Consider the following 14300-nt stretch of genomic DNA (forward strand, 5'->3'; position numbering starts at 1 on the left):
CTTGATCGACTCCCACGCCATTGTTGATGCCAGTGCCAAAATTGCGTCCGACGTGGAGGTCGGGCCCTGGAGTATCATCGGACCCGATGTAGAAATCGGCGAAGGTACGGTTATAGGCCCCCATGTGGTGATACGGGGTCCGTCCCGTATCGGGCGGCACAACCGTATCTTCCAGTTTTCTTCCATTGGCGAGGAATGCCAGGACAAGAAGTACGCCGGTGAGCCGACGCGGCTCGAAGTGGGCGATCACAATATTTTTCGCGAAGGCGTGACCGTGCACCGTGGCACTGTGCAGGATCAGAGCCTGACCCGCATAGGCAGTCACAACCTCTTCATGGCCAACACCCATGTGGCCCATGACTGCATGGTGGGTGATCATGTGATTCTGGCCAACAATGCCGCGCTGGCAGGCCATGTGCATGTGGGTGATCACGCCATTCTGGGTGGCTTTACCGCCGTGCATCAGTTCTGCCATATAGGCGCCCATGTGATGTGTGGTGCCGGCAGTGTGGTACTCAAGGATATCCCGGCCTATGTCATGGCCACCGGTAATACGGCGACGCCACACGGTATCAATACCGAAGGTTTGCGCCGCCGGGGTTATTCGCCCGAGGCGCTGCGCACCCTGCGTCAGGCCTACAAGGTGGTGTATCGCCAGCGTCTGACGCTGGATCAGGCACTGGAACAGCTGGAGCAGATGCGCAGCAACTGCCCGGAACTGCAATTGCTGATTGATTCGCTGCAGGCTTCGACCCGCGGCATCATCCGGTAGCGGCGGGTGTCGCAGTCACTGCGTATCGGCATTGTTGCCGGAGAGGCTTCGGGGGACATCCTGGGAGCCGGTCTGATTGAAGCGCTGCGCCGGCGCTTCCCTGATCTTGAAGTCGAAGGTATCGGCGGTGATCTGATGATCGCCGCGGGCTGCCGTTCGCTTTATCCGCTGGAGCGCTTGTCGGTAATGGGGCTGGTCGAGGTGCTCGGCCGATTGCCTGAACTGATGGGCATTCGCCGCAACCTGCGTCACCACTTCACCAGTACGCGTCCGCATCTGTTTATCGGTATAGACGCGCCGGACTTTACCCTTAATCTGGAAGGCAGGCTGCGCCGTGCAGGTATCCCTACTGTGCATTATGTCAGCCCATCGGTCTGGGCCTGGCGGCGCAAGCGCGTGTTCAAGATTTTGCAGACCACTAATCTGATGCTGACGCTGTTTCCATTTGAGGCGCGTTTTTATCAGGAAAATGGCCAGCGTGTCTGCTTTGTCGGCCATCCGCTGGCCAGCCAGATTCCGCTGCGGCCCGATACCGCCGAGGCGCGGACGCAGCTCGGCCTGGCGGTGACGGATGAGGTCGTGGCCTTGCTGCCAGGCAGTCGTGGCGGCGAGCTTAAGTATCTGGCACGGCCTTTCCTGGAAACGGCCCGCTGGCTCAAACAGCGCCGGCCGCAGTTGCGTTTTGTGCTGCCGGCGGCGAACGAAACCCGTCTGCAGACGCTGCGCGAGCTAATCGACACAGAGTTCGCCGATTTGCAGGTTGAACTGTGTTTGAAGCAGTCACGCACCCTGATGCAGGCGGCGGACGTGATCCTGATTGCCTCGGGCACCGCGACCCTGGAAGCCATGCTGCTGAAAAAGCCCATGGTAGTGGCCTATCGCATGGCCGGGTTGACGCACCGGATACTGTCACGGCTGATAAAGAGCCGCTTTATTTCGCTGCCGAATCTTTTGGCCGATGCGCCCCTGGTGCCTGAAGTGCTGCAGGATGAGGTGCGCCCGGAGATCCTGGGGCCGCTGTTATTGCAACAGCTGGAAGATCCGGCCCATGCCGCCATGCTGCGTGAGCGTTTCGCCGAGATACACGAGGCGCTCAACTGCGATGCAGACGAGCGCGCGGCCGATGCGATCATGCAGCTGCTTGTCGACAGGTCACTCTGAATGCAGTTGCAGGAACTGGATTTCTTTGGCGCAGAACAGGGTGCCGACAAGCATGTAGTCGGTGTCGATGAGGTTGGGCGTGGCCCCCTGGTCGGCAATGTGGTGGCTGCCGCCGTAATTCTGGATCCGGCACGCCCGATCCAGGGGCTGGCGGACTCCAAGGCGCTGAGCGAAAAGAAACGCCTGGCGCTGTATGGCGAAATCTGTGACAAGGCTCTGTCCTGGTGTGTGGCCTCGGCCAGCCCCGCAGAAATTGATGAACTGAATATTCTGCATGCCACCATGCTGGCGATGCAGCGCGCGGTGGCAGGATTATCGGTAAGGCCCGACTTTGCCCTGATAGACGGCAATCGCTGCCCGCGGCTGGCCTGTCCGAGCGAGGCCGTGATCAAGGGTGATGCCAAGGTACCGGCGATCAGTGCCGCCTCGATTATTGCCAAGGTGGTGCGCGATCAGGAAATGGCTGACTTGCACCGTATGCATCCCGACTATGGTTTTGCGCAACACAAGGGTTACCCGACGCCGGCCCATCTGGCCGCGTTGCGCCGTCTGGGGCCCCTGCCTGAATATCGCCGCAGTTTTCGCCCCGTGCGTGAGCTGCTGCAACCCGGAGACTGAGACCCCATGGCGACACCCCAATTCGTTCACCTGCGCCTGCATACCGAATACTCCCTGGTTGATGGACTGGTACGGGTCAAGGAAGCGGTCGCGGCGGCCAAGGCGGCGGGTATGCCGGCGGTGGCGGTGACCGATCAGAGCAACCTCTTCGCCACCATCAAGTTTTACAAGGCTGCGCTGAACGCTGGCATAAAACCGATTTGTGGCGTCGATGTGCACGTCATGAACGAGTCGGATCCGGCGGGTGAGCCCCATCGCATGACGTTGCTGGTGCGCAACGGCAAGGGTTATCGCAACCTGATGGAGCTGGTGTCCCAGGCTTATGCCGAAGGTCAGAATATCGTGGGTGAAAAGGCAATTCTGAAGAAAGCCTGGATTCGCGAACGCTCGCAAGGCCTGATTGCACTGTCCGGCGGTCGTCTGGGGGAAGTGGGTCGGGCCATGCAGTCGGACAAGGCATCGCCTATTGCCGTGCTGCGCGAGTGGATGGAGATATTCCCGGATAACTATTATCTGGAGGTGCAGCGCACTGGGCGCCAGGGTGAGGAAGATCTGGTGCATGCCAGTGTTGCCATGGCCCACGAAACCGGCTGCCCGCTGGTTGCTACCAATGAGGTGATGTTCCTCAAGGCGGAGGATTTTGACGCCCACGAGGCGCGTGTCTGCATCAACCTCAGTCGTACCCTGGACGATTCCCGCAGGCCGCGGGATTACAGCGATCAGCAGTATTTCCGCTCGGCGGCGGAGATGCAGGAGCTGTTCGCCGATATTCCGGAAGCGCTGGCCAACAGTGTCGAAATCGCCCGGCGCTGCAATATAGAAATTGAGCTTGGCACTTATTATCTGCCGCGCTTCCCGGTGCCTGAAGGCATGCTGATGGATGACTACTTCCGTCAGGTGAGCTTCGATGGCCTGGAGGAGCGGCTCGAGATACTGCTTGATCGCAAGGATCCGGAGTACGACGCCAAGCGCCAGCTGTATATAGACCGGCTCGAGTTCGAGCTCGAGATCATCATTCAGATGGGCTTTCCCGGCTACTTCCTTATCGTTATGGACTTTATCAAATGGGGTAAGGAAAACGGCGTACCGGTGGGGCCTGGGCGTGGTTCGGGTGCCGGCTCCCTGGTGGCCTATGCACAGAAGATCACCGATCTGGATCCGCTGGAATATGACTTGCTGTTCGAGCGCTTCCTGAATCCTGAACGTGTCTCCATGCCCGACTTCGATATCGACTTCTGCATGGATAACCGCGACAAGGTGATCGACTACGTGGCCCGCACCTACGGTCGCGATGCGGTCTCCCAGATCATCACCTTCGGCACCATGGCGGCCAAGGCGGTGGTGCGCGACGTTGCCCGTGTGCAGGGCAAACCCTTTGGCCTGGCGGACCGGCTGTCCAAGCTGATTCCGTTTGAAGTCGGCATGACGCTCGGCAAGGCCTGGGAGCAGGAATCCCAGCTGCGTGAATTCGTAGAGTCCAGCGAAGAAGCGCAGGAAATCATGGAGATGGCCTACAAGCTGGAAGGGGTGACCCGTGGTGTCGGCAAGCATGCCGGCGGCGTGGTTATAGCACCGACCAAGCTGACGGACTTCGCCGCTACCTACTGCGATGAGGCGGGCGAGGGCCTGGTAACCCAGTTCGACAAGAACGATGTCGAGGAGGCCGGGCTGGTGAAGTTCGACTTCCTGGGGCTGCGGACCCTGACGATCATCGACTGGGCGCTGAAAACGATCAACAAGATCCGCGTGCCGGCCGGTGAAGCGCCGCTGGATATTACGCTGATCGACCTGGAAGACAAAACTACATTCGACTTGCTGCAAAGCGCCGAAACGACGGCGGTGTTCCAGCTTGAATCCAGCGGCATGAAGGATCTGGTTCGCCGCCTCAAGCCCAGCCGCTTCGAGGATATAGTTGCTCTGGTGGCCCTGTTCCGACCGGGGCCGCTGCAGTCGGGCATGGTGGACGACTTTATCAACCGCAAGCACGGCCGCGCCGCTATGGCCTGGCCGCACGTGGATTATCAGCTCGACAGCCTGCAGCCGGTACTGGAGCCGACCTACGGCATCATCCTGTACCAGGAACAGGTCATGCAGATCGCCCAGGTCATGGCGGGTTATACGCTTGGCGGTGCCGACATGCTGCGCCGAGCCATGGGCAAGAAAAAACCCGAAGAAATGGCCAAGCAGCGCGCCATCTTCCTGGAGGGTTGTGAACAACAGGGTATCGACCGCGATCTGTCGGGCAATATCTTTGATCTGGTGGAAAAATTCGCCGGCTACGGCTTTAACAAGTCCCACTCTGCCGCCTATGCGCTGGTATCCTATCAAACCGCCTGGCTCAAGGCGCATTACCCTGCGCCCTTTATGGCGGCGGTTATTTCCTCCGATATGCAGAACACCGAGAAGGTGGTCATCTTTATCGAAGAGTGCCGCAACATGGGGCTGGCCCCAACGGTGCCGGATGTAAACAGCAGTGAATACATGTTTACCGTTAACCCGGCCGGGGAAATAGTTTATGGCCTGGGTGCGGTCAAGGGCGTGGGTGAAGGCCCCATCGATGCCATAGTGCAGGCGCGCCAGGACGGGCAGGGCAATTTCAAGGATATTTTCGATTTCTGCCAGCGTGTGGGTGCCCGCAAACTCAATAAACGCGTAATGGAAGCACTGGTGCGCTCCGGTGCGCTGGATCGCCTGGGCGCGAGCAGGGCTATGCTGTTCGAGGCCATTCCCGATGCCCTCAAGGCGGCGGACCAGAGCGCGCGCAATCAGGACGCCGGCATGTTCGATCTGTTCGGTGAAATGCCAGTGGAAGAGGCACGGGATCCCTATGCCGACTACACTCGGGTACGCGAATGGACCGACAAGGAACGCCTGACCGGCGAAAAGGACACCCTGGGGATTTATCTGACCGGTCACCCTATTGATGAGTACCAGAAGGAGCTGAGTCACTTTATCAGCAAGAAAATTTCCGAGGTGCAGCCGGCCCGGGGGCGTCAGCAGAAAATGGCGGGTCTGGTGGTAGACCTGCGGCTAAAGAAAACCAAGAAGGGCGACTCGCTCTGTTTTGTGACCCTGGATGATCGCAGTGGTCGCATCGATGTGACCCTCTACGGTGAAGCCTACGAATTGGCACGCAGCAAGCTGAACAAGGATGCGGTACTGATCATGGAAGGCGAAGTGCTGCAGGATGACTACAACGGGGGGCTCAAGGTCAAGGGCAGTCGGGTGATGGATATCAGCGAGGCCCGGGCGCAGTACGCCCGCTGTCTGGAGATTAGTGGTGACAGCCAGAGCCTCGGTGGCCGCCGGTTGCGCGAGCTGGTCGAGGTGCTGAAGAGTCATCGCGGCAACGGCAGTATGGCGGTGACGCTGCGCTACAGACGTTCCGATGCCGAGGCTTGTCTGCCCTTTGGTGACAGCTGGAAGGTGCAGGCCAGTGACGACCTGGTACTCAAGCTGCTGGACCGCTTTGGTGCAGGGGCGGTGGCACTGCGCTATTAAAGCAGGCCGCTACCTGGTCATGTGCGGGGTGGTTATCACAGGACTCAACGGGTAGAATTGCCCGTTTGTTGTTCTTCAACAATGATCTTCAAGTAACCGAATTGCAGAGCGGAAGCAGACGCGAATGAACCCGAATTACCTCGAATTCGAACAGCCCATCGCTGAACTGGAAGCGAAGATCGAAGAGCTGCGTCATGTCGGCGATGACAGCGACATCAACCTGTCGGAAGAGCTTGGCAAGCTGAAGGATAAGAGTCGCAGTCTGACTGCGTCCATCTTCTCCAATCTGTCCGCCTGGCAGGTTTCGCAGCTGGCGCGCCATCCCAAGCGCCCCTATACACTCGATTACGTAAGACACCTGTTCGATGATTTTGACGAAATCCACGGCGATCGGCATTTTTCAGATGATGCCGCCATCGTCGGTGGCATCGCCCGGCTGGACGGCAAGCCGGTAGTCGTTATCGGTCATCAAAAAGGCCGCGAGACCAAGGAAAAGATTCGTCGCAACTTCGGCATGCCCCGCCCTGAAGGTTACCGCAAGGCGCTGCGCATCATGGAGATGGGCGAGCGTTTCAAAATGCCGGTGCTTACCTTTATTGATACCCCGGGTGCCTATCCCGGTATCGATGCCGAAGAGCGCGGTCAGTCCGAGGCCATCGCTTTCAATCTGGCGAAGATGTCCTGTCTGAAAACGCCTATTATCTCCACTGTTGTGGGTGAGGGCGGTTCCGGCGGCGCCCTGGCAATTGGTGTCTGTGACAAGCTGTTAATGCTGCAGTACTCCACCTACTCGGTTATTTCCCCAGAGGGCTGTGCGTCCATCCTGTGGAAAAGCGCTGAGCGGGCCGCCGATGCGGCCAAGGCCATGGGTATTACCTCCGGTCGTCTGCATGAGCTGGGTCTGGTGGATCAGGTCGTTAGCGAGCCGCTGGGCGGCGCGCACCGAGATCCTGCTTTGACCGCGGCCAATCTGAAGCTGGAACTGCTGACGGCGCTGGAAAAATTTGAAGCCCTGTCGATCGACGAGCTGCTGGAACGTCGCTACGAGCGACTGATGTCCTATGGCCTCAGCCGCGACTGATCGTATCTGAGGCACGGTAATGCCAGCCGATGAGTTGCTGCAGGCGTTTGCGCGACAACTGGCTGAGCAGCATCATGTCCGGCGCTGGCTGATTGCCTATAGTGGCGGTCTGGATTCCCGGGTGCTGGTTGAACTGGCTGCCCGGGTGCTGGACCCATCCCGTATTCTGTTGCTCCATGTCAATCACAAGCTGCAGGCCGAGTCTGATGCCTGGGCGGCGCACTGCGTGGCTCAGGCAAGGGCGCTGGGGCTGGCGATCCAGGTGCTTGAGGTTGCGCCTGCCTCAGCCTCAGAGGCGGATGCGCGCGACGCCCGTTACGATGCTTTCATCCGGCAACTTCGCCCGGGTGACCTGCTGCTGCAGGGCCATCACAGCGATGACCAGGCTGAAACACTCTTGTTGCGCCTTATGCGCGGTGCCGGTCCCAAAGGTCTGGCGGGCATGCCACGCCAGCGTGCACTTGGCGAAGCGCAACTGCTGCGGCCGCTGCTGGATGTAAGGCGCGCTGAGCTGGAACGCTGGGCGCGGGAGCAGCGTTTAAGCTGGGTCGAAGATCCGTCCAACAGTGCGGTCGATTACGATCGAAATTTTATCCGTCACCGCGTTATGGCGCCGCTCATCGAGCGCTGGCCGGGCGTGCAGACTCGCATGGGTCTGAGCGCGGGTCTGCTGGATGAAAGTGTCGGGCTGCTGGAAGAACTGGCGCGGGATGATCTCGCTGCCTGTTGGGGATCGCAGGGCGGACTGACAGGCAAGGCGCTAAGTGTCCTGTCACCGCCGCGCCAGCGCAACCTGCTGCGCCATTGGCTGGCGGTTTCTAGTGGGGTCACCATTAATGGATCCTTGCTGGCGCGTATCGAGCAGGAAGTGCTGCAGGCCGGACCGGATAGGCAACCAGAGTTGAGTGTCGGCTCGTACAAGTTGCGTCGATATCGTGGAGACCTGTTCCTGCTGGCGCAGTCCCAGGCCGCCAGCGCTGAGAAGCTGGCGCAGATCAGGCTGGTGCCGGGTGATATGGCATTGCCGCACGGGCGTCTGTCGATTGTCACGGCCCGGGCTGACGAAAGCGTCATCCCGGCGCACCAAACGTCTGTTCTGCGCACGCTGGCGGGGCTGGCTTTACGCTACAGGCGTGAAGGCGAGCGCTGTCGCCCTTTGGGGCGCAGCGGCTCCCATCCGCTGAAAAAACTGTTTCAGGAGTACCAGGTGCTGCCCTGGCTACGCGATACATGGCCTCTGCTGGTGTGTGACGATGAAATTGTTGCGGTGCCGGGTCTTTGGGTCTGTGACGGCTGGCAGGCTGAAGCCGGCGATGAGGGCTATAGTGCTGACTGGCATCCCGCTTAGACGCAGGTCTTGTGCAGCAGGCAGCTGGCGTAGCGTGACTGGGAACAACGTGTTTAGGTACAGCGTGATTCGGGGAAGCGTGTTTGGGTAAGGCGTTCGGCGCCTGAGGGGCAGGGGCGCGTGTCCGGCTGCAGTAACGGGCAAGGTTCCGATTGTCTGCAAGGGGGGCATTTGCTATCCTGTGGCCCCATCTCGAGCTCGTAATTTTCCCGCATTTTTTCAACCTTCGACCATACAGGTTTTGCATGACGCGTTACATTTTCGTCACCGGTGGTGTTGTGTCCTCGCTGGGCAAAGGCATTGCATCCGCTTCCTTGGCCGCCATTCTTGAGGCTCGAGGTGTGAAAGTCACCATGCTCAAGCTGGATCCGTACATCAACGTCGATCCGGGGACCATGAGTCCGTTTCAGCATGGTGAGGTGTTCGTGACGGAAGATGGCGCCGAAACTGACCTGGATCTGGGTCACTACGAGCGCTTTATTCGTACCACCATGGGGCGTCGCAACAACTTCACTACCGGTCGTGTGTATCAGCACGTGCTGCTCAAGGAGCGCCGCGGCGACTACCTGGGCGGTACCGTTCAGGTCATCCCGCACATTACCGATGAGATCAAGCGCCGTGTAATCGAAGGTGCCGGTGATGCGGATGTGGCTCTGGTTGAGATCGGTGGCACCGTGGGTGACATCGAGTCACTGCCGTTCCTTGAAGCTGTGCGTCAGCTGAAGGCTGAGCTGGGCTTCTCCCGCGCTATCTTCATGCACCTGACGCTGGTGCCCTATATCGCCACTGCCGGCGAGACCAAGACCAAGCCGACACAGCACTCGGTGAAAGAGCTGCGCTCCATCGGTATTCAGCCGGACATTCTGGTGTGTCGCTCGGAGAAAGAGCTGCCTGTTTCGTCCCGCCGCAAGCTGTCCATGTTTACCAACGTGGAAGAGCGCGCCGTTATTTCCCTGCCGGATGCCAAAACCATTTACAGCATTCCGCGCATGCTCAAGGATCAGAACCTCGACGAATTTGTCGTTGAACGCTTCCATCTGGATTGCCCACCGGCGGATCTGAGTGAGTGGGATCAGGTGGCCGATGCGCATCTGAACCCCGAAGGTGAAGTCACTATCGCCATGGTCGGCAAGTACATGGAACTGCTGGATGCCTACAAATCGCTAATCGAGTCTATCTCGCACGCGGGCATCAAGTTTCGCAAGAAGGTCAATATTCGCTATATCGATTCTGAAACCGTTGAAGAGGAAGGTGTTGATGTCCTCAAGGGCGTCAGTGCGATCCTGGTACCGGGCGGTTTCGGCGAACGTGGTGTGGAAGGCAAGATCAAGGCCGTTCAGTATGCCCGCGAGAACAAGGTTCCCTATCTGGGCATCTGTCTGGGCATGCAGGTTGCGGTGATTGAATACGCTCGCAACGTGGCGGGCCTGGTCGGCGCCAATTCTACCGAATTTGAACCCAAGAGTGCGCATCCGGTGATTGGTCTTATCACCGAATGGACAACGTCCGAGGGCGATGTCGAAGTACGTGACGAAAGCACGGATCTGGGCGGCACCATGCGTCTGGGTGCCCAGGAATGCCAGTTGCTGGAAGGTTCCAATGTGGCACGTGCCTACGACTCGACACGCATTGTCGAGCGTCACCGTCATCGTTATGAAATGAATAACAACTACGTGACTCAGCTGGAGGAGGCGGGGCTGCGCATCTCCGGCCGTTCTGCCGATGGTGAGCTGGTGGAAGTGGTTGAAGTGCCGGATCATCCCTGGTTTGTTGCCTGCCAGTTCCATCCGGAATTCACCTCGTCACCCCGCGATGGTCACGGTCTCTTTAGCGGCTTTATTCAGGCCGCGCTGGACCAGCAGGCCAAATAACGGTTTTCAGGATACATAATAAGCTAGGAGATTGATCCAAATGGCACAGATTGCAGATATCAAGGCGCGCGAAGTACTGGATTCACGCGGTAACCCGACGGTTGAAGCTGACGTCATTCTGGCGTCCGGCGTGATGGGCAGTGCCTGCGCACCGTCCGGCGCCTCCACAGGTTCGCGCGAAGCGCTGGAACTGCGTGATGGCGACAAGTCCCGCTACCTGGGCAAGGGTGTTCTCAAGGCCGTTGCCGCCATCAATGGTCCTATCCGTGAAGCCCTGCTGGGTCAGGATGTCACCGATCAGCGTGCGCTGGACAACATCATGCTGGCGCTGGATGGCACCGAGAACAAGTCCAAGTTTGGCGCCAACGCCATTCTGGCTGTGTCCCTGGCCGCAGCCAAGGCTGGTGCACTGGTCAAGGGCATCCCCCTGTACGCCCATATCGCTGAACTGAACGGTACGCCCGGTCAGTACTCCATGCCCCTGCCGATGATGAACATCCTCAACGGTGGCGAGCACGCCGACAACAACGTCGACATCCAGGAATTCATGGTGCAGCCGGTGAGCAGCCCGAATTTCGCAGAAGCCCTGCGTTGCGGCGCCGAGATTTTCCACGCCCTGAAAGCCGTGCTCAAGGCCCGCGGCCTGAACACCGCTGTCGGTGATGAAGGTGGTTTCGCCCCCAACCTGGGCTCCAACGAAGAAGCCCTGGTGGTCATTCAGGAAGCAGTCTCCAATGCCGGTTACAGCCTGGGCAAGGATGTCACTCTGGCGCTGGATTGCGCGGCCTCCGAGTTCTACAAGAACGGCGAATACAATCTGGCCGGTGAAGGCAAGATCTTCAATTCCGAAGGATTCAGCGATTACCTGGCGCAACTGTCCGAAACCTACCCGATCGTCTCCATTGAAGATGGTCTGGATGAGTCCGACTGGAACGGCTGGGCTTACCTGACCCGCAAGATTGGCGACAAGGTACAGCTGGTCGGCGACGATCTGTTCGTGACCAATACCAAGATCCTGCAGGAAGGTATCGACAAGAGCATCGGCAACTCCATTCTGATCAAGTTCAACCAGATAGGGTCGCTGTCTGAAACCCTGGATGCGATCAAGATGGCCAAGGATGCCGGCTACAGCGTAGTGATTTCGCACCGCTCCGGTGAAACTGAAGACACCACCATCGCTGATCTTGCAGTAGGTACTGCGGCGGGCCAGATCAAGACCGGTTCCCTGTGCCGCTCCGATCGCGTCTCCAAGTACAACCGCCTGCTGCGCATCGAGGAAGAACTTGCAGGTCAGGCGCCCTACAAAGGCTTGAAGGAAATCAAGGGTCAGGCGTAAGCCTAGCAGCCTGTCGGACTTACCACTGATCTACTGCGGAAAAGCCGAATTTGGTCATTTTATGGGCTCTTTTTTGTTAAATAGAACCACTATTCGCCTCAAAAGAGCTCAAAAACTGCCGCAAACCGGTCTTTCCCTCGTTACGATAGGCCAAGTCCGACAGGCTGCTAGCTGCAGGTACACCTTTAGGGGACGTGCCTGTCGACAAAACGCCCCGCTACCCCCAGGGTAGCGGGGCGTTTTTTCCTTCAGCTGAATGGCTATATGCGTGATTTTTCCGCCTCTGTAGCCAAGTTGCCTGGTTGTCTTCGGTGAAGCCTTTGTCTGAGTCCTGTGGCGCAGGAGAAGAAGGGTAAGGCTGCGGATAGAGCCTGTTACATTCAGCTATTCCATTGTCAGGCAAAAGGATTCTCACGCGCCCTGTGCTGACAAATGTCATCTTTTCTGTCCGGCTAAGGTCGGGATTTTGCTGGAGTGTATCTTGTTTCGTTGGCTCATAACCCTCCTGGTGGTGCTGGTGCTTGCACTGCAGTACCGTCTCTGGTTTGGCGAGGCGAATCTGCGGGAGGTGCTGGCGCTGCGCCAGGCCATCAGCACGCAGCAGCAGGATAACGAAAAACTGCTGGAGCGAAATCGACAGCTAGAGGCTGAAGTACAGGACCTGAAAAAGGGCCTGGCCGCGCTGGAAGAGCGTGCCCGTAGTGAAATGGGCATGATTCGTGAGGATGAAACCTTTATTCAGTTGATTGAACCCCGTAGCGGATCCGCTCAATGACCCCTGATAATTTGCAGTTCCCCACCGATTTTCGCTGGCTCAATGGTGAGCCCAGAGTGAGCGCCGAGATACGGCACGAAAATGCCGATTTTCAGGTTTTCGAACAGCTCGGGTTTGAACCCGAGGGCGAAGGCGAGCACGTTTTTCTGTATATCCGCAAGAATGGCGAGAACACCGATTGGGTTGCCCGCCAGCTTGCGGGTTTCTGCCAGGTGTCACCGCGCGAAGTCAGTTATTCTGGCAAGAAAGATCGCCATGCCATTACCGAACAGTGGTTCTGTATCCGCCTGGGTGTGCACCGCAACATGACCTGGAGTCTGTTTGGCGGTGACAGCGTTGAAGTACTCAAGGCTGTGCGTCATCCGCGTAAACTTCGTCTGGGTGTGCACCGCAGCAATCGCTTTCGCCTGCGCCTTACTGAAGTGAGCGATATGGACGCGCTGGAACAACGCTTTTCCTTGTTGGCCGAAGGCGTGCCGAACTACTTTGGGGAGCAGCGTTTTGGTTTTGGATTTGGCAATATTCAAAAGGGTGTTGCTCTGATTCGCGGTGAATTGAAAGAGCGTCAGCGCCACAAGAAAGGGCTGTACCTGTCGGCGGTGCGCTCCTGGCTGTTTAACCACTTGCTGAGCCAGCGAATTGCCCAGGGTCGCTGGGCGAGCATTATGCCCGGCGATGTGCTGATGCTGGATGGTACCAACAGCTGTTTCGCGGCCGAGACTGAGCTGGATGACCTTGCGCTGCGTCTGGCCAGCGCCGATCTGGATCTGACCGGCCCCATGCCCGGCCTGGCCGGGCGTTTGCTGGGCGGTCAAGCGGCAACCTGGGAAGCTGAAACTCTGGCTGATTGGCAGTCGCTGATCGATGATCTGACCCAGCTGGGGTTGCGCTCAGAACGTCGCAGTCTGCGGCTGCGGCCACAGGGACTTGCGATGCAACGCGAATCTGACCGACAATGCTGGCTTGAATTCGAGCTTCCAGCCGGTGCATTTGCCACCAGCGTACTTAGGGAGCTGTGCCATTTTCGTGTATCGCGCCCCGCGCCAGGCCAGAGCACTGATGATTAAAGTACTGATTTCCAACGATGATGGCGTTTATGCGCCCGGGCTTGCCGCACTGGCCGAGGCCCTCGCCAAGGTTGCCGAGATTCAGGTGATAGCACCGGATCGCAATCGCAGCGGCGCCAGCAACTCGCTGACGCTTGATCGCCCGCTGGAAGCCCATCACCACCACAACGGTTTTATCAGCCTCAACGGCACGCCGACAGACTGTGTGCATATGGGTGTGTCGGGGGTCTTTGGCATGGTGCCGGACCTTGTTGTGTCCGGTATTAATGCAGGCTCTAACCTGGGTGACGATGTGCTCTATTCGGGCACAGTGGCGGCGGCTACCGAGGGGCGCTCCATGTCATTGCCGCCCATCGCGGTATCCCTGGCGGGTCATCAGCCTGAACACTACGCCACGGCGGCGGAAGTGGTGGCGAACCTTGTACGGGATATCGCTAGCCTGAATCTTGCACCGCGCACGGTACTGAACGTCAACGTGCCTGATGTGCCCATGAGCGAGGTCAAGGGCGTGCATGTGACGCGCCTGGGTCATCGTGAAATGGCCTGCGGCCCGGTGGCCTCGGTGGACCCGCGTGGCTGTACGCGTTATTGGGTCGCCGGTGCTGGGCAGGTTGCTGATCGCGAGCCAGGTACGGACTTCTACGCGGTGGAACAGGGGTTTGTGTCCATCACGCCGATTCAGATCGACATGACCCAGTATGCTGGCATGGACAGTCTTGCAACCTGGCTAGAGGAGGCGCAGTGAGTGATGTAAACCTGCAGGGTATAGG

11 protein-coding genes are annotated in these 14300 nt (G+C 58.7%); all 11 read left to right on the forward strand.

Features of this window, described 5'->3' with window-relative positions; genetic code table 11:
* Position 1 precedes the first annotated feature (1 nt).
* The 11 genes from lpxA (at position 2) to surE (ending at position 14275) form a co-directional block, all read left to right on the forward strand.
* A complete protein-coding gene (lpxA, locus tag MPRO_RS12720; RefSeq protein ID WP_067292950.1) occupies positions 2-772 on the forward strand; it encodes an acyl-ACP--UDP-N-acetylglucosamine O-acyltransferase in 771 nt (256 codons plus the stop codon).
* 6 nt (positions 773-778) lie between these two features.
* On the forward strand, positions 779-1933 hold the full coding sequence (gene lpxB, locus MPRO_RS12725; RefSeq protein WP_067292952.1) for a lipid-A-disaccharide synthase: 1155 nt from the start codon (positions 779-781) through the stop codon (positions 1931-1933).
* Positions 1934-2551, forward strand: a complete 618-nt coding sequence (rnhB, locus tag MPRO_RS12730; RefSeq protein WP_067292955.1) for a ribonuclease HII — start codon at positions 1934-1936, stop codon at positions 2549-2551.
* 6 nt (positions 2552-2557) lie between these two features.
* On the forward strand, positions 2558-6052 hold the full coding sequence (gene dnaE / locus MPRO_RS12735; RefSeq protein ID WP_067292959.1) for a DNA polymerase III subunit alpha: 3495 nt from the start codon (positions 2558-2560) through the stop codon (positions 6050-6052).
* Positions 6053-6176: 124 nt separating this feature from the next.
* Positions 6177-7133: an acetyl-CoA carboxylase carboxyl transferase subunit alpha gene (gene accA / locus MPRO_RS12740; RefSeq protein ID WP_067292962.1), complete on the forward strand. Its 957-nt coding sequence runs from the start codon at positions 6177-6179 to the stop codon at positions 7131-7133.
* Between the two features lie 19 nt (positions 7134-7152).
* Entirely contained in the window at positions 7153-8481 is a 1329-nt protein-coding gene (gene tilS / locus MPRO_RS12745; RefSeq protein ID WP_067292966.1) for a tRNA lysidine(34) synthetase TilS, read from the forward strand.
* 245 nt (positions 8482-8726) lie between these two features.
* Positions 8727-10352: a CTP synthase gene (gene pyrG, locus MPRO_RS12750; protein ID WP_067292969.1), complete on the forward strand. Its 1626-nt coding sequence runs from the start codon at positions 8727-8729 to the stop codon at positions 10350-10352.
* 40 nt (positions 10353-10392) lie between these two features.
* Complete coding sequence (gene eno, locus MPRO_RS12755; RefSeq protein ID WP_067292972.1) at positions 10393-11688, forward strand: phosphopyruvate hydratase; 1296 nt, start codon at positions 10393-10395, stop codon at positions 11686-11688.
* Positions 11689-12169: 481 nt separating this feature from the next.
* Positions 12170-12463, forward strand: a complete 294-nt coding sequence (ftsB, locus tag MPRO_RS12760) for a cell division protein FtsB (protein ID WP_067292974.1) — start codon at positions 12170-12172, stop codon at positions 12461-12463.
* Positions 12460-13530 (forward strand): tRNA pseudouridine(13) synthase TruD, encoded by a 1071-nt coding sequence (gene truD, locus MPRO_RS12765; protein ID WP_067292977.1) that lies wholly within the window; start codon positions 12460-12462, stop codon positions 13528-13530. Before ftsB ends, truD begins: the two co-directional genes overlap by 4 nt.
* Complete coding sequence (surE, locus tag MPRO_RS12770) at positions 13523-14275, forward strand: 5'/3'-nucleotidase SurE (protein ID WP_067292980.1); 753 nt, start codon at positions 13523-13525, stop codon at positions 14273-14275. Before truD ends, surE begins: the two co-directional genes overlap by 8 nt.
* The last annotated feature ends 25 nt before the right edge of the window (positions 14276-14300 follow it).

Origin of the sequence: Marinobacterium profundum (assembly GCF_001528745.1) — a bacterium.
GTDB classification, from domain to species: Bacteria; Pseudomonadota; Gammaproteobacteria; order Pseudomonadales; family Balneatricaceae; genus Marinobacterium_A; species Marinobacterium_A profundum.